Below are 15,508 nucleotides of genomic sequence, written 5' to 3'. Positions count from 1 at the left end.
CCCCCTCACCCCGACCCTCTCCCAAAGGGAGAGGGAGCAAAGCAAAAAACTACCCCACCAACTCCTCTTTCACCTGCATCGCCAAATCAAACGAATGCAAACGCGCCTGGTGATCGAAAATCTGGCCGTTAACCATAATCTCATCCGCCTGCGTTTCACGCAGCACCGCTTCCAGACCGTGCCGCACTTTCGCTTTATCCCCCACCAGCGACATGCTCAGCGCCTGCTGCACGCCATACTGCTCAGAGGCAGACCACAGCTGATGCATATTCTCCACTGGCGGTGGAAGTTGCCCGGTCTCACCGCGGCGCAGCTTCACAAACGCCTGCTGCATGGAGGTAAACAGGAATTCAGCATCGCGATTACTGTCGGCGGCAATGATGTTAATACACACCATCGCGTACGGTTTCTCCAGACGTTCAGACGGTTTAAAGTTCGTACGATAGAGATGCAGAGCCTGATGCAGCATATCCGGTGCGAAATGCGAGGCAAACGCAAACGGCAAACCCAGCTGCGCGGCGAGCTGCGCGCTATAAAGACTTGAACCCAGCAGCCACACCGGGATCTTCTCGCCGTAGCCCGGCACCGGGCGCACGTGTGGGTTCGGATCGCGCGCGTCAAACCAGTCAACCAGTTCAGCCACATCGCGCGGGAAGTTGTCGATATCGCCGCTCATATGGCGACGCAGGGCGCGCATGGTCGGCTGGTCGCTACCCGGCGCACGACCCAGCCCCAAATCAATACGGCCAGGATAGAGGGTATTCAGCGTGCCAAACTGCTCGGCAATCACCAGCGGGGCGTGGTTCGGCAGCATCACGCCACCGGAGCCCAGGTGCAATGTCGTTGTGTTCGCCGCCAGATAACCAATCAGAACCGAGGTGGCGGCGCTGGCAATGCCAACCATGTTGTGGTGCTCGGCCAGCCAGTAGCGATGGTAGCCACGCTTTTCAGCCAGTTGAGCCAGATCGAGAGAATGCGAAAAGGCTTCTCTGGCAGAGGAGCCTTGTGGGATCGGCGCCAGGTCCAGCACCGAAAACGGAAGGGTTTTGTCAGTCATAACAGCTCACTTTGTCGACGGTCAATCTTTAATACTGCATTAAAAAATGATAACCGTTGTTAACAAAGTGAGCCTTTTTTAGGCCTGCAGTTCCAGCCCGGCCAGGCGTTTCCAGTAACCATTACAGTCGCTGTTTGCCGTTAGCGGCAGCGGAGCTGCGCCGGTTTCATTTGCGCGGAAGGCGTCCAGCATCGCGAACACGCCGGTATCCAGAGGGGATAAACGCACTATGTCCACCAGGCCGTCCATCGACGCCAGTTCGTTGCCCAGGTTATAGACATAGCCGCTCATGGTCTGGATCCCGTTCAGGACAAACACCTGCTGATTTTCCTGGGATAGCACGCTGCGCCCGTTCGGGTACTTGATGCAGCAGGTTTCACACTCGTCTTTCGGGCGATCTTCCGAACGCGCGGAAAAGCAGCGCGCGGAATAAGCCAGCGGAAGATGGCCGTAGCTCAGCACTTCCACTTCAAACTGATTGCGAATGCCGAGATCGTCACACTGCGTCAGCAGGTTTACCAGCCAGTCGCGGGAGAGTTCCACCGGCATACACCAGCGCGTCATTCCCTGTTTGAGCAGCAGGCGCAGCGTGACGGCGTTATAGCAGTTCAGTGCATGACCCGCGACGAACGGTAACTTACGTTCGGCGCACATGTTCACCACGCCCAGGTCGCTTGCTTCCAGCAGGAACTCACCGTTTTCAACGTAGCGTTTCAGTTCACCCAGTTCGGACGAGGCTTGCACCAGCGCGAGCGTCGAGAGCACCACCTGTTTACCGCTTCCGGCGAGACTTTTCGCCATCTCCAGCCAGTCGCCCACTTTGGTGGCGCGGCGCTTGCTGCACACGGCTTCACCGAGATAAATCACATCAGCGCTGCTGGTGGCGGCCTGTTGGTAAAAATCTTCCAGCGTCTCTTTTGGCCAGTAGTAGAGCACCGGTCCTAATGAATATTTCATGGTTATCTCACTGCCATTTACGGTGATACGCGCCAAGCGTCGTTTGCGTGCCTTCGGACATAGAACCGAGCGTTTCCATCCAGGCTGCCTGCGGAGCATAGTTTTGCGGGTCCGCCATGCAGCGGTCGATAGCCTGACGCCAGACTTTCGCCACCTGGCTCACATAGGCCGGGCTACGCTGGCGACCTTCAATTTTTACCGAGGCAATATTCGCCGCCAGCAGTTCCGGCAGCAGCTCCAGCGTGTTGAGGCTGGTAGGCTCTTCCAGCGCGTGGTAGCGCTCACCGTCAACCAGATATCGGCCTTTGCATAACGTTGGATAACCCGCGTTTTCGCCGTCCTGATAGCGGTCAATCAACACTTCATTCAGGCGTGATTCCAGCCCCTGCGGGGTTTGTTGCCAGCGGACAAAGCGGGCAGGAGAGCAGGCCCCAACGGTATTGGGTGATTCACCGGTTAAATAAGAAGAAAGGTAGCAACGGCCTTCGGCCATGATGCACAGGCTGCCAAAGGCAAAAACTTCCAGCGGCACTGGCGTGACGCGCGCGAGTTGCTTAACCTGATGAATGGAGAGCACGCGGGGCAGCACCACGCGAGCGACGTCAAAGTGTTGATGATAAAAACGCACGGCCTCTTCATTCGTGGCTGATGCCTGAACAGAGACGTGGCGCTCAATATGCGGATAGCGTTCTGCCGCATACTCAAGCATGGCGAGGTCGGCCAGGATTAACGCATCGGCACCCAGCTGTGCGGCCATATCTACCGCGCGCTGCCAGCGGGCATAGCCGTCAGGATGCGCAAAGGTATTAATGGCAATATGCAGTTTGCGGCGGTGCTGGTGAACGAAGTTAACGGCTTCCTGAAGCTTTTTCTCCGTAAAGTTGAGGCCAGCAAAATGGCGGGCGTTGGTATCATCTTTCAGCCCGATATAGACCGCATCGGCCCCATTTTCGATGGCCGCCTTAAGCGCCGGTAGGTTACCGGCAGGGCAGAGCAGCTCCATAAATTATCCTGATGTAGTCGATCGCAAAATTGTTAACGAGCTGGGATTTTAATTAACCCCTGGGCGACAATTTTTGATTTAAGGCAGCTAATGGCGTATTGATGACACCAATAATGAGCGTCACCGGACGACGGTTTGTTGATTTACGCCGCTATGTTGTGCGTCGGATATGGCAAAATAGCGGGACTATTGCTATCAGGGAGTAAAGCTCGTGCTGGATAAACTGCGTTCACGTCTCGTACAATTCGGTCCATCAATGCTGAGCGTGCCGGTGAAACTGGCGCCGTTCGCGCTAAAACGTCAGGTGCTCGAGCAGGTCCTGAGCTGGCAATTCCGCCAGGCGCTGCAGGACGGCGAGCTGGAGTTTCTGGAAGGCCGCTGGCTGAGCATTGAGGTGCGTGACATCGGGCTGCGCTGGTTTACCTCGGTTGAGAATGATCAACTCATTGTGCGTGAGTCCGCCGAGGCGGATGTGAGCTTTAGCGCCAGTGCCAGCGATCTGCTGATGATCGCCGCGCGTAAACAGGACCCGGATACGTTATTCTTCCAGCGCCGTCTGGTCATTGAAGGCGATACGGAGCTGGGTCTGTACGTGAAAAATTTAATGGATGCCATTGAGCTGGAGCAGATGCCGAAAGCGCTGCGCGTGATGCTGATGCAAATGGCAGATTTCGTTGAGGCCGGGCTGAAAACCCCGCCTGACAGTAAACACACTTCAGTAGGTGAGCCATGCTGATTCGAGTCGAAATTGGGATTGATGCACCGGGTATCGATGCGTTGTTACGCCGCGCTTTTGAGAGCGATGCGGAGGCCCAACTGGTCCACGATCTCCGTGAAGACGGCCTGATTACTTTAGGGCTGGTAGCCACCGATGACGAAGGTCAGGTTGTTGGCTATGTTGCCTTCAGCCCGGTAATCGTTCAGGGCGAAGATCTGCAGTGGGTAGGCATGGCACCGCTGGCGGTCGATGAGAACTATCGCGGCCAGGGCCTGGCGCGCCAGCTGGTGTATGAAGGGCTGGACTCGCTGAATGAGTTTGGCTATGCCGCCGTGGTCACGCTGGGCGATCCGGCATTTTATGGCCGCTTAGGCTTCGAGCAGGCCGCGCATTACGATCTGCGCTGCCGCTGGCCGGGTACCGAATCCTCCTTCCAGGTACATCGCCTGGCGGATGATGCCCTGAACGGTGTGAGTGGCCTGGTTGATTACCACGATCACTTCAATCGTTTCTGAGCAGGCTTTCGCGTAGCGCCTCAAATGAGCCATCTCCGGTAACGAGGCGCTCTTTCTGGCGCTTCGTCAGCTGTTTAATCCGGTATTCCAGCCTGAGCGCCAGCGACCTGTCGCCGACGGCGGCGTAAAAAGCCAGCTGAAGTTCACCTTTCCCCCGCAGCGCTTTTGCCCCTTTCCCCGTTTGATGTTGTAAAAAACGCCGCGCCACATCGGTAGTGATCCCGGTGTAGAGTGCGTTATCAGCGGTTCGGACGAGATAGAGAAACCAGCACACGGTAAACAGATTCAGTATGTTAAGGTGAACGCACCATAGCATGAGAGAGAGCGAAAATGGAAACACTGGCAGCCATTAACCGCTGGCTGGCGAAGCAGCATGTCGTCACCTGGTGCGTCTGTAAAGACGAAGAGATGTGGTGCGCGAACGCCTTTTATTACTACGATCCCGAGCGCGTAGCCTTCTATGTCATGAGCGAAGACAAAACGCGGCATGCGCAAATGACCGGCCAGCAGGCGAAGGTGGCGGGTACGGTAAATGGCCAGCCCAAAACGGTCGCGCTGATCCGTGGCGTGCAGTTCAAGGGAGAGATCCGTCGGCTGGAGGGAGAAGAGAGCGACGCGCGCCGTAAGCACTACACGCGCCGCTTCCCGGTTGCCGCTGCGTTAAAAGCCCCGGTGTGGGAAATCCGCCTCGATGAGCTGAAATTTACCGACAACACGCTGGGCTTTGGCAAGAAGCTTCACTGGCTACGCGCCGAGCAGGCGTAGCGCTTCCCGGTTAAACGCCGGAAGATCGTCCGGGGTCCGGCTGGTGATCAACTGGTCTTTGTCGTTGACCACTTCCTGATCGTAAAACTCAGCCCCCGCATTTTTCAGATCGATAACGATCGGTTTCACCGCCGTCAGCTTACGTCCGCGGACCACGTCGGCGCTGATCAGCAGCTGCGGGCCGTGACAGATAGCAAAGACCGGTTTTCCGGTAGCGACAAAGTCACGTGTGAAAGTGACGAAACGCTCGTCCCCGCGCAGGGAATCCGGTGAATGGCCGCCGGGTAACAGCAGGGCGTCGAAATCAGACGGGCTGACGTTATCGATAGTTTCGTCGATGGTCACGCTGGCTTCGCCCTTATGGCCTTTCACCGTTTTGCCCGCTTCTTTCTCAATGGTAATGACCTCATGTCCCGCCTTGCGGAATGCTTCTGCAGGAGAGGTGAATTCTGAATCTTCAAACTCGTCGGTAATCAAGACTGCGATTTTCTTGCCCATGCTTCCTCCGTTGTTTTGGCTTCAGACTGATTTTTCTCCGCTTGTGGTAAATACTTACCTGTAACAGACTTCTAAGTGTGGTCGACCACGCTGAGTTCGCAAACGGACAATTCTGTAAAGGGGATACGATGAGTCAGGTACTGATTACGGGCGCGACCGGGCTGGTCGGCGGGCATCTGCTGCGGCTGCTGATCCAGGATCGCCATATTAACTATATCGCCGCACCGACGCGTCGCCCGCTGCTGGATATCTCCGGCGTCTTTAACCCGCACGACCCGCAGCTCACCGACGCGCTGGCGCAGGTGCAGGACCCGATTGATATCGCCTTTTGCTGCCTCGGTACGACGCGGCGTGAGGCGGGCAGTAAAGAAGCCTTTGTCCATGCGGATTACACGCTGGTGGTGGATACCGCACTGACGGCGAAAAAATTGGGGGCAAAGCATTTTCTGGTGGTCAGTTCGCACGGCGCGAGCACCGGCTCGCCGTTTTTTTACAACCAGGTGAAGGGCAAGATGGAAGAGGCGCTGATTGCCCAGAAGTGGGAATATTTGACCATTGTGCGACCTTCCATGCTGATGGGGCACCGCGACGAACGGCGCTTTAACGAGTCTGTTTTCGCTCCGCTGTTTCGCATCCTGCCGGGTAACTGGAAGTCCATTGAGGCGCGGGATGTCGCGCAGGCGATGCTGAAAGAGGCGCTGGCACCGTCGCAGGAAGGGGTCAATATCATCCCTTCGGCAAAACTGCGTGAAATCGCGCAGGGCGAGGCGTAAACTTCTCCGGCTTATTCAATAACACTCTCCGGGGAATGGTATGACTGGTCAGTCTTCATCTCAGGCGGCGACACCTGTCCAATGGTGGAAGCCCGCACTCTTCTTTCTCGTGGTCATCATTGGCCTCTGGTATGTGAAATGGCAGCCGTACTATGGCAAGGCCTTCACCGCCGCCGAAACGCACAGCATTGGTAAATCGATACTCGCGCAGGCGGATGCCAGCCCGCTGAAGGCGGCGTGGGATTACGCCATGGTCTACTTCCTGGCTGTCTGGAAAGCTGCGGTATTAGGCGTCTTGTTAGGGTCGCTGATTCAGGTACTTATTCCGCGAAACTGGCTGGTGAAAACCCTCGGGCAGCCACGCTTTCAGGGCACCTTGCTGGGGACGATTTTCTCTCTGCCGGGCATGATGTGTTCATGCTGTGCAGCCCCTGTGGCCGCAGGAATGCGCCGTCAGCGTGTCTCGATGGGCGGTGCGCTGGCGTTCTGGATGGGCAACCCGCTGCTCAACCCGGCAACGCTGGTGTTTATGGGCTTTGTGCTCGGCTGGCATTTTGCGGCTATCCGCCTGGTTGCCGGGCTGCTGACGGTGCTGGTGGTGGCGACGCTGGTGCAAAATCTGGTGAAAGAGAAAGCGCCAGAGCCCGCTTCTGTTGAGCTGGACATCAGCGAGCCGCAGGGCGGTTTCTTTGCCCGCTGGGGTAAAGCGCTGTGGCAACTTTTCTGGAGCACCATTCCGGTTTATATCCTGGCGGTTCTGGTGCTCGGCGCGGCGCGCGTCTGGCTGTTCCCGCATGCGGATGGCGCGATTGATAACACGCTGATGTGGGTGATTGCGATGGCCGTTGCTGGCTGCCTGTTTGTGATCCCAACGGCGGCTGAAATTCCGATTGTTCAGACCATGATGCTGGCTGGCATGGGCACCGCGCCCGCGCTGGCGCTGCTTATCACCTTGCCGGCCATTAGTTTGCCGTCGCTTGTCATGCTGCGTAAGTCTTTCCCGGCAAAAGCGCTGTGGCTGACAGCGGGGCTGGTAGCGTTAAGTGGGGTGCTGGTGGGAAGCATTGCGCTTCTGTGAAAAAAAAGCCCGGTGGCGCTACGCTTACCGGGCCTACAGTGAGGTTTTTTTATTTGATGTAAGTAAACGCGGTGGTGACGTGCTTCACGCCGCTGACCCGGCTGGCGATATCCGCTGCCGCTTTCCCTTCACGGTCGGTAACCAGACCCAGCAGGAACACTTCACCGTTTTCGGTCGTCACTTTTACGTTTGAGGATTTCACCTGATCTGAACCCAGCAGCTGGGAACGGACTTTTGTGGTGATCCAGGTGTCAGACGACGCCGTACCCAGGCTGATTGGCTGGCCCTGACGGATTTCATTGAAGACTTCCGTAGTGCCCTCAACGCCCATGGCGATCTGCTTCGCGCGGCTGGAGAGTTCGGTATTCGGTGACTGACCCGTCAGCAGGACTTTGCCCTGATAAGCCGTCACGTTGATACGCGCTTCTTTCTTAATTTGTTCGTCTTTCGACAGCGCACTGTTGACGCGCAGCTCCAGCGTACCGTCATCCACCTGCGTTCCTACAGAGCGTGGATCGGTCGCCGCTTTGGTGCCTACTGCGGCAGTACCCACGACAGCCGCAGCGATACATCCCTGAAGCAGCAATGCAGACATAAGGACTGCGAGGGTCGATAAAGCCTTCATAAAAACTCCTTAATCATCCTGGTGAGGGAAAAGCGTGTTATCGATCAAATCGCATAAGCAGTTTACCGTGAGCATATGCATCTCCTGAATGCGTGCGCTTCGGTGAGACGGAATGCGGATTTCCACATCCTGCGGCCCCAGCAGACCCGCCAGTTCACCACCGTCATAGCCGGTTAAGGCGACGATAGTCATGTCTCGGGTGACCGCGGCTTCAACGGCTTTGACAATGTCCCGGCTGTTGCCGCGCGTGGAGATGGCCAGCAGCACATCACCGGCATGCCCCAGGGCGCGCACCTGCTTTGCGTAAATTTCGTCATGCAGACGATCGTTAGCAATCGCTGTTAAGACCACATTATCGGTATTAAGTGCAATGGCAGGTAAACTCGGGCGTTCGGTTTCAAAACGATTAATCATGCTGGCAGCAAAATGCTGTGCGTTGGCGGCTGAGGTACCGTTGCCACAACAGAGGATTTTGTTGCCATTAAGCAGGGATTGCACCAGCGTCATTGCAGCACGAGAGATCGCGTCCGGAAGGGCTTCCGCCGCGGCAATCTGAGTCTGGATGCTTTCTGTGAAGCACACTTTAATTCTTTCGAGCACGTTATCCCTTTTAAATCGTAATTATGCGTCTTCGCCAAAAGCGTTTTTAAGCCATTCGATCTCATTTCCGGTGAAGGCTATCACATCGAACCGGCAATCCACAGTATCAAAACTCCCATTATGGCGGGCAAGCCACAAGTGGGCAGTCTGTAATAATTTATGTTGTTTGGCGAGCGTCACGCTGGCGGCAGCACCGCCAAAACGGGAAGACTGTCGAAAGCGGACTTCTACAAACACAATCACCTGACCCTCTTTCATGATCAGATCAATTTCGCCGCCACGTCCGCGAACGTTAGCGGCGATAAAATGCAGTCCTTTGCCTTCAAGCCAGCGACGCGCTTTTAACTCCCACGCATCGCCGGTCTCTTTACGGCTTAACTGGCCGGGACGATTTGTCCCTGCTGGTATTTGAGCCATGATAACTTCCTGTTGATCACGCAGTCCTGCGTCGCGGTCAGATCGCCGGTGTTGCCGTTAAGCTCAAAGCCCGGTACCTGACGCATCTGGGTAAAGTGGTTCGCCAGCGCCCATGCATCGACTCCCATGGCATACAGACGCGCCAGTGAGTAGTCGTTACGTACGCTGCTCAGCGCCTGCTGCATCAGCGCCGGGTTGCTGCCCGCGAGCATCGGAATTTCACTGTACTGCAGGCCGTCCATTTCCAGACGGAAATCGGGGCCAGCGGTGCCTTGCGCGCTGCGGGAACTGGCATAGAGCGTTGCGCCGCTCTGGCTGCCGTTACGCATCGCAATCATCGGTTTGATAAAGGCGATCTCTTGCGGTGTGGCAACGATATAAGCCGCATCCACTTTTCCACCGCCGCCGATCTGCGCGTCGGTAGGTGGGGCAGGGATGGTCAGCCCACCAATGGTCACGCCCTGCTGCTGTGGCAGGCTGGCGGTCACCGGGCTGCCGTTAAGCGCGATACCCGCTCCGCCGTTTACGCCCGCGCGCAGTTCTGAGACGGAACCGAATTTCTGCTGCAGCACGATACCGCCGCCCAGCTTCTGCCACTCATCGGCGAAGGCATTCGCTACGCGATCACCCAGCGTACTGCGCGGGATGAGCAACAGTGGAGCCTGTTTACCCTGCTCGTGGATATGACGTGCCGCATCGCGAGCTTCGTCTTCCGGAGAGAGCGCGAAGTAGCAAATATTGGCCCGGTTCTGAACCTGCTCCGGCTGGTTGAGCGCCAGCACGTTTAGCGTGGTATTGCTCTTCATCAGCTCTTCCACGTTGTTTTTCAACAGCGGACCGACAACGATGCTCGCCCCGTCCTGTTGCACCTGAGCCAGTACCTGGTCAAGCGGCTGCGAACTGGTGTCGTAAATTTTCAGTTCGGTGCCAGGATTAGCGCTGGTGGTCGCCACGGCCTGCGGCTGCGCGGCAGGTGGAGCGGTTGGTTGTGCTGGCTGTTGTTGAGTTTGTTCTGCTGTTGCCTCAGGCGCTGCAGGAGAAGCAGGTGTCTCTACTGGCGCCTGTGTTGCTGGTTCTGCAGCAGGCGGAGGCGTCGTCGGTGCGGTCACCGGGTTTTGCATCGTGCCTTGCGCCGGGGTTTGCGCCGTGGTCAGATCGCTGGTCTCGGCGGCGGAAGGGCTGACAACATCATTCACGTTGGCCGCCTGTGCTGCCTGCACCGGCACCGCGCTGCCCGTCACCGGCATAGTGCCGTTTTTCGCCGCTTCAAAGCCCTGTTGAATCGTACGGCCAAACACCGCCGCCTGACCATTCAGCGGCAGAAGCAGTGCAATTTTGCTGGTCGATGCTGGCTTAAAGTTCTGCACGTTCACCAGCTGGGTTGGCAGCATTTTGGCGCCCGGGTTTTGCGGGTAGCGAGTCTGCCAGTCGGTAATACCGGCCTTCAGCATCTTAGGGTCGGTGCGGTTGTTAAACCACATCTGTTGGAGATCAAGCCAGCCCTGCAGCACGTTCTCATCCGCGTTGATGACCAGCGCCTTTGCTTGATCCGGGGTCATGGCGGCAAGAGCCTGCCAGGTGGCATCAATATTTTTCTGCTTGTCGGCACCGGCAAGCAGCGGTTCCTGAGCGATAAGCGCGCGGAGCAGCGTCAGGGAAGGACGCCCCTGTTCAGCGGTGATACCCGCCTGCCAGAAGCGTGCCTGCTGGTTTTTATCCAGCGCGCTCAGGTCGATGCTACCCAGGATCTTTTTCGCGCTGTCATACTCTTTCTGCGCGACCTTCAGCTCGGCAGAGAGCAGGCTCTGCTCAAGACGCTGGGTATCGTTAAGATCTTTCGGCAGCTGGCCGAACAGCTCTGCAGCCTGCTGGATTTTTCCCTCTTTCAGCAGTGCACGAATGGCGAGTAATTGCCAGTTGATCCTGGTATCATTTGAACTCTGCGACATTTGTTGCAGATAAAAGCCAGAATCAGCCTGAGCGGAACCCTCAAGATGGGCGGTGCTCTGGTCAGGTGCCTGGGTGCCGCAGCCTGCAAAGATCAGGGCTGCCAGCAGAAGCGGCACGCTGCGCGTGGCTTTTTTTCGAAGAAACGTTAACGGTACCATACTGTATCCAGTGATTTTTTTTACGCAATGCTCAATATTAAATCGGCAATACGGACGAAACAATGAAACAACACGAAACGGCAGATAATTCTCAAGGCCAGCTTTATATTGTACCTACTCCTATCGGGAATTTGTCTGATATTACCCAACGTGCACTCACTGTATTGCAAGCCGTTGATTTAATTGCGGCTGAGGACACTCGTCATACCGGTTTACTGCTGCAGCATTTCGCGATTAACGCCCGTTTGTTTGCCCTGCACGATCACAATGAGCAACAAAAAGCCGACACGCTGGTGGCGAAGCTCAAGGAGGGGCAGAACATTGCGCTGGTCTCCGACGCGGGAACGCCGCTGATTAACGACCCCGGCTACCATCTGGTGCGTACCTGCCGTGAAGCCGGCATTCGCGTTGTGCCCCTGCCGGGACCGTGCGCCGCGATTGCTGCGTTAAGCGCTGCAGGTCTGCCGTCTGACCGTTTCTGCTATGAAGGTTTTCTGCCCGCCAAATCCAAAGGCCGTCGCGACGTCTTAAAAGACCTGGAAGCGGAACCGCGTACCCTCATTTTCTACGAATCCACCCACCGCCTGCTGGAAAGCCTGGACGATATGGTTACCGTCTGGGGTGAGTCCCGCTACGTCGTGCTGGCGCGCGAGCTGACCAAAACCTGGGAAACCATTCACGGCGCACCGGTGGGTGAACTGCTGGCGTGGGTGAAGGAAGACGAAAACCGCCGCAAAGGTGAGATGGTGCTGATTGTCGAAGGGCATAAAGCAGAAGAGGATGCCCTGCCAGCCGATGCGCTGCGCACGCTGGCATTGCTACAGGCCGAATTGCCGCTTAAAAAAGCGGCTGCGCTGGCGGCGGAAATTCACGGCGTGAAGAAGAATGCCCTGTATAAGTACGCGCTGGAGCAGCAGGGGGAGTAAGCCCCAGCCGTCTTTTTGCCGGGCGGCGGCTGCGCCTTACTTTGCCTGCAACTTTATAAAATGTCGGTATAAATGTCGGAAAAGAAAATTGCGCAGGTCATGCGCTGACCTGCGTTGTTAGCTAAACCGTAATGACCTCAGTGCCCGTTTTGCTCAGCAGATCTTTATCATGTTTTCCGATCCCATCATCCGTAATCACACAATCAATCTTCTCCATTGGCAGTACCTGGTTAAACCCGCGACGATTAAACTTGCTCGCATCGAGTACGGCAATCACTTTATGGGCGGCGGCGGCCATCACGCTGCTGATGGAATAGCCTTCATTGAAGGTGGTGATGCCGTTTGTCGCATCAATACCGTCCGCCCCAACAAACATCAAGTCCGCGCTAATACCTGCAAGCGAACGCTCGGCAATGGTACCGTGCATTGAATGCGTCTTATGGCGTACCGTGCCGCCGCAAACCACCAGCGTAATATCTTTATTTTCCGAAAGAGCAAACGCAGCGGGCAAGCTGTTGGTAATGACGGTAATATTGGCTTTTCTCGACAGGGCTTCGGCTATCCGCATAGTGGTACTGCCGCTGTCTAAAATAATCGTCATTCCTTCTTCGATCAGGGCAGCAGCGGCCTGAGCAATACGTTTTTTCGGGTCGCTTGCCAGCTGGTAACGCTCCTCAAGTATGACTTCCTGATTCTCACTTTCAGCCAGGTTACTGCCCGGTTTTGCTGCGCCTCCATGGAAGCGCGTGACTAAGCCTTTTTCTTCCAGCAGGCGCAGGTCGGTTCGAATGGTCACTTCCGAGATGCCGAACAGGTTAGAAAGATCCTGCACCATCACGCTACCCTGAGCGTTGACGAGGTCAACGATTTTGTTCCTTCGCTCAAATGAGTTCATATTGATTTGCCTGATAATTAACTGTTCCTATTCTAATCGAAGGTATGCGAAAGGTGTAAGGCTATATTCGAAAGTAAATGTGAGCCAGCTCAGGTTGCTGGCTCGAGAGATTAGGCGAAACGCAGCATAATTTTGCCCTGCATCGGCGCCCCATTCAGTGCCTGCACGGCCTGAGCGAAGCTTTCACTGTCGCCAGTATGAGCAATGAGCGGCTCCAGTTGCAGTTTTTTCCCGGTGAGCAGGCGGACTGCTGTTTCCCACTCTTCCCCTGGCCACGGTGCAGAGTAGTTCATCCAGCTACCCAAAAGCGTCAGTTCCTTACGTAATATTTTACCAAAGGTTGCGGCAGATAAATTCAGGTCATGATGCAATGTACCGACCAGCGCAACTTGTGCGTGAGGGCCAGCAATATCAATGGCAAGCGAGACAGTTTGTGGTGTTCCTGCGGTCTCCAGCACCAGTTGATCAAATCGACTGTCACTCTGCGCGTTGAGAATGTCATCGGTGCTCAAGGTACGGCTGTTGAATACTTGAGTCGCACCCAGTGTTTTCGCCAGGGCGAGTTTATCGTCGTTGATATCAATCGCAGTTACGCTCTTTGCACCGAGCGCCAACGCGCACTGCATCGCCAGCAGACCGATCGTCCCCGCTCCGACGATAATGACATTTTTACCTTTGCAGCCTGAAGCCAGATGAAACGCGTGCAAACCTACGGTGACAGGTTCGATAAATGCCCCGTCTTCGATTGCCATCTCTGCTGGCAGGCGGAACAAGTTCGCGCGCTTCACGACAATATATTCGGCATTGCCACCGTCACTGCGTGAGCCGACAAACTGGTACTGCTTACACAGCGAGTAGTAGCCTTGCCCACACTCTGGGCAGGAAAAACAGGGCAGAAGTGGAATGCAGGCCACAGCATCTCCCGCCTGGAGGTCCTTTATATCTGCACCACAGGCTTCGACGTGTCCGCTAAATTCATGGCCCAGGATGATAGGATAATAGTGTGCCCCTTTGGCAAAAATACGCGGGATATCTGAGCCGCATAACCCTGAGCAAACAATGCGCACCAGAACTTCATCCGCATCCTGTATTTGAGGGATCGGACGTTCTTCAACGCGCACGCTGCCCTCAGCGTGAATTACCACTGATTTCATGATTTACTCCAGAAAAGAAGGGGAGCATGGCTCCCCGGATATTAAGATACCGTCTGGCTTTGCGGGTTAGCGGCGTTTTTCTCTGCCGTCGTAAACGTCTGGGCACGTCGCCAGGTGAGCAGTACGCCTGTGAAGTAGATCGCGCCAATCACAATGAATCCCACCACGTTTTGCCAGGTAAGGAGCTGGATGAGCAACCAGGTGACTGGCGAACCACCCTGATCCATGGATGCCACAAGCCCACCTGCTTTTAACGCACCAGCGTTCTGTGCAAGCTGGGTATGCAGGCCGATGGTCTGTGTGGCGATCCATAGTGTGATCCCCATGATGATGACGCCGGAGATGAGTGTACGGAACAGATTACCCTGGTGAATCGCGACCGCCATTGCCACGAAGAAACCGATAGTCGCAAGGTCGCCGAAAGGTAGCACCTGGTTACCTGGCACCAGCACCGCAATCAGAATGGTTAACGGGATGAAAATGAGACTGGCGGAAACCACTGACGTATGACCCAGCAGCAGTGCGGGATCAAGACCAATTAAGAACTCCTGACCACCAAATTTGGCCTGCAGGCGTTTGCGAGCGTGTTTAGCAATCGGCGTCAGGCCATCCATAATCGGCTTGATGACCCGCGGCATCAACAGCATCACTGCAGCGGTTTTCACTGCCAGTTGCAGAACGGATTTCGCGTCGTAGCCTGCCAGCATGCCAATGACCAGTCCCATGACAAAACCGACGGTGACCGGTTCGCCAAACGGACCAAAACGTTTCTGGACATCGTCGGCGCTAAAGTGGATCCGCTTAAGACCTGGAATGTGGTTGATAATCGTATCGACCAGCACCGCGACGGGACCGAGATACGCCGACGAGCCGTGTGGAATAGCAATTCCTTCCAGGCCGAAGAAGTCTCGCGTGTCTTTGGCAAACCAGTCACCCAGCTTGTAGACAAAGGCTGCGTGAACCACCACACCAAGGATCCCCAGCCAGTAAGAGCCAGTGGCCAGGTGCAGCATTGCGCCGGTGAAGGTCATGTGCCAGATGTTCCAGATGTCCACGTTCACTACACGGGTCATACGAGTGACCAGCATGATGACATTGACGCCGATCGCTATCGGGATCGCCACCAGTGCGATTTGTGAGGCCCAGGTCATGGGTGAAGAACCTGGCCAGCCGATATCCACTACGTGAAGGTTAATCTGGAATTGTTCCGCCATCGCTTTAGCTGCCGGACCAATGGAGTCGAGCATTAGGCCAATGACCAATCCAATTCCCACGAAGCCTATGCCGATATGCAGGCCGGACTTGAAGCAATCGCCCAGTTTCATCCCCAAAAGTTTTGAGAAGATAATGATAACGATGGGCAGCATGACGGTGGGACCGAGGTCGAGGATATACCGCATGATTTCGGTAAACATGATT

Annotated in this window: 18 protein-coding genes; 6 read left to right on the top strand and 12 right to left on the bottom strand. The window is 55.8% G+C overall.

Annotated elements, in window-relative coordinates; translation table 11 throughout:
* Positions 1-49: 49 nt before the first annotated feature.
* From ACMGGM_RS10590 to ubiU, 3 genes are all read right to left on the bottom strand, one after another.
* Entirely contained in the window at positions 50-1,057 is a 1,008-nt protein-coding gene (locus ACMGGM_RS10590; protein ID WP_014833426.1) for a luciferase-like monooxygenase, read from the bottom strand.
* 78 nt (positions 1,058-1,135) lie between these two features.
* A complete protein-coding gene (locus ACMGGM_RS10585) occupies positions 1,136-2,014 on the bottom strand; it encodes a U32 family peptidase (RefSeq protein ID WP_045134772.1) in 879 nt (292 codons plus the stop codon).
* A gap of 7 nt (positions 2,015-2,021) precedes the next feature.
* Positions 2,022-3,017 carry a ubiquinone anaerobic biosynthesis protein UbiU gene (gene ubiU / locus ACMGGM_RS10580; protein WP_014885366.1) on the bottom strand — a complete coding sequence of 332 codons (996 nt, stop codon included), beginning with the start codon at positions 3,015-3,017 and terminating at the stop codon, positions 2,022-2,024.
* Between the two features lie 211 nt (positions 3,018-3,228).
* On the opposite strand from ubiU, the gene ubiT reads away from it, so the two are divergent.
* Positions 3,229-3,753 carry a ubiquinone anaerobic biosynthesis accessory factor UbiT gene (gene ubiT, locus ACMGGM_RS10575; RefSeq protein WP_014885365.1) on the top strand — a complete coding sequence of 175 codons (525 nt, stop codon included), beginning with the start codon at positions 3,229-3,231 and terminating at the stop codon, positions 3,751-3,753.
* Positions 3,747-4,250 carry a GNAT family N-acetyltransferase gene (locus ACMGGM_RS10570; RefSeq protein ID WP_045281411.1) on the top strand — a complete coding sequence of 168 codons (504 nt, stop codon included), beginning with the start codon at positions 3,747-3,749 and terminating at the stop codon, positions 4,248-4,250. Before ubiT ends, ACMGGM_RS10570 begins: the two co-directional genes overlap by 7 nt.
* Here the strand turns inward: ACMGGM_RS10570 and ACMGGM_RS10565 are convergent.
* Positions 4,237-4,566 carry a GIY-YIG nuclease family protein gene (locus ACMGGM_RS10565; RefSeq protein WP_023331388.1) on the bottom strand — a complete coding sequence of 110 codons (330 nt, stop codon included), beginning with the start codon at positions 4,564-4,566 and terminating at the stop codon, positions 4,237-4,239. The two genes, ACMGGM_RS10570 and ACMGGM_RS10565, sit on opposite strands and share 14 nt — an antisense overlap.
* Positions 4,567-4,580: 14 nt before the next feature.
* Between ACMGGM_RS10565 and ACMGGM_RS10560 the strand changes: the two genes are divergently transcribed.
* Complete coding sequence (locus ACMGGM_RS10560; protein WP_023331387.1) at positions 4,581-5,015, top strand: YhbP family protein; 435 nt, start codon at positions 4,581-4,583, stop codon at positions 5,013-5,015.
* On the opposite strand, the gene ACMGGM_RS10555 is transcribed toward ACMGGM_RS10560, so the two are convergent.
* Positions 4,995-5,513, bottom strand: coding sequence for a type 1 glutamine amidotransferase domain-containing protein (locus tag ACMGGM_RS10555; RefSeq protein ID WP_014885361.1), 519 nt, complete (start codon positions 5,511-5,513; stop codon positions 4,995-4,997). The two genes, ACMGGM_RS10560 and ACMGGM_RS10555, sit on opposite strands and share 21 nt — an antisense overlap.
* Before the next feature lie 128 nt (positions 5,514-5,641).
* Between ACMGGM_RS10555 and ACMGGM_RS10550 the strand changes: the two genes are divergently transcribed.
* Together ACMGGM_RS10550 and ACMGGM_RS10545 are read left to right on the top strand one after the other, a co-directional pair.
* Positions 5,642-6,286: an NAD(P)H-binding protein gene (locus ACMGGM_RS10550; RefSeq protein WP_014885360.1), complete on the top strand. Its 645-nt coding sequence runs from the start codon at positions 5,642-5,644 to the stop codon at positions 6,284-6,286.
* Between the two features lie 40 nt (positions 6,287-6,326).
* Positions 6,327-7,364, top strand: coding sequence for a permease (locus ACMGGM_RS10545; protein ID WP_014885359.1), 1,038 nt, complete (start codon positions 6,327-6,329; stop codon positions 7,362-7,364).
* Between the two features lie 49 nt (positions 7,365-7,413).
* Here the strand turns inward: ACMGGM_RS10545 and dolP are convergent, their stop codons facing one another.
* The 4 genes from dolP to ACMGGM_RS10525 are packed head-to-tail and all read right to left on the bottom strand — an operon-like array spanning position 7,414 to position 11,114.
* Positions 7,414-7,989 (bottom strand): division/outer membrane stress-associated lipid-binding lipoprotein, encoded by a 576-nt coding sequence (gene dolP / locus ACMGGM_RS10540; RefSeq protein ID WP_014171764.1) that lies wholly within the window; start codon positions 7,987-7,989, stop codon positions 7,414-7,416.
* 9 nt (positions 7,990-7,998) lie between these two features.
* Positions 7,999-8,589: a DnaA initiator-associating protein DiaA gene (diaA, locus tag ACMGGM_RS10535; protein ID WP_003861754.1), complete on the bottom strand. Its 591-nt coding sequence runs from the start codon at positions 8,587-8,589 to the stop codon at positions 7,999-8,001.
* Between the two features lie 21 nt (positions 8,590-8,610).
* On the bottom strand, positions 8,611-9,006 hold the full coding sequence (locus tag ACMGGM_RS10530; protein WP_014885358.1) for a YraN family protein: 396 nt from the start codon (positions 9,004-9,006) through the stop codon (positions 8,611-8,613).
* The gene (locus ACMGGM_RS10525) at positions 8,964-11,114 is read right to left on the bottom strand and encodes a penicillin-binding protein activator (protein WP_063943515.1); all 2,151 of its coding nucleotides are present in this window, start codon (positions 11,112-11,114) and stop codon (positions 8,964-8,966) included. Before ACMGGM_RS10525 ends, ACMGGM_RS10530 begins: the two co-directional genes overlap by 43 nt.
* Positions 11,115-11,176: 62 nt before the next feature.
* On the opposite strand from ACMGGM_RS10525, the gene rsmI reads away from it, so the two are divergent.
* Positions 11,177-12,040: a 16S rRNA (cytidine(1402)-2'-O)-methyltransferase gene (gene rsmI / locus ACMGGM_RS10520; RefSeq protein ID WP_014885356.1), complete on the top strand. Its 864-nt coding sequence runs from the start codon at positions 11,177-11,179 to the stop codon at positions 12,038-12,040.
* A 121-nt stretch (positions 12,041-12,161) separates the two neighbouring features.
* Here the strand turns inward: rsmI and ACMGGM_RS10515 are convergent, their stop codons facing one another.
* From ACMGGM_RS10515 to ACMGGM_RS10505, 3 genes are all read right to left on the bottom strand, one after another.
* Positions 12,162-12,935 carry a DeoR/GlpR family DNA-binding transcription regulator gene (locus ACMGGM_RS10515; RefSeq protein ID WP_063943517.1) on the bottom strand — a complete coding sequence of 258 codons (774 nt, stop codon included), beginning with the start codon at positions 12,933-12,935 and terminating at the stop codon, positions 12,162-12,164.
* A 110-nt stretch (positions 12,936-13,045) separates the two neighbouring features.
* Positions 13,046-14,089 (bottom strand): galactitol-1-phosphate 5-dehydrogenase, encoded by a 1,044-nt coding sequence (gatD, locus tag ACMGGM_RS10510; RefSeq protein ID WP_063943519.1) that lies wholly within the window; start codon positions 14,087-14,089, stop codon positions 13,046-13,048.
* A 41-nt stretch (positions 14,090-14,130) separates the two neighbouring features.
* The gene (locus tag ACMGGM_RS10505; protein ID WP_063943521.1) at positions 14,131-15,504 is read right to left on the bottom strand and encodes a galactitol-specific PTS transporter subunit IIC; all 1,374 of its coding nucleotides are present in this window, start codon (positions 15,502-15,504) and stop codon (positions 14,131-14,133) included.
* Between the last annotated feature and the right edge of the window lie 4 nt (positions 15,505-15,508).

This window comes from Enterobacter sp. BNK-14 (assembly GCF_047456095.1).
Lineage (GTDB): Bacteria > Pseudomonadota > Gammaproteobacteria > Enterobacterales > Enterobacteriaceae > Enterobacter > Enterobacter kobei.
The sequence above is the reverse complement of the archived record's forward strand: the minus strand, read 5'-3'. Positions and strand labels throughout refer to the sequence as shown.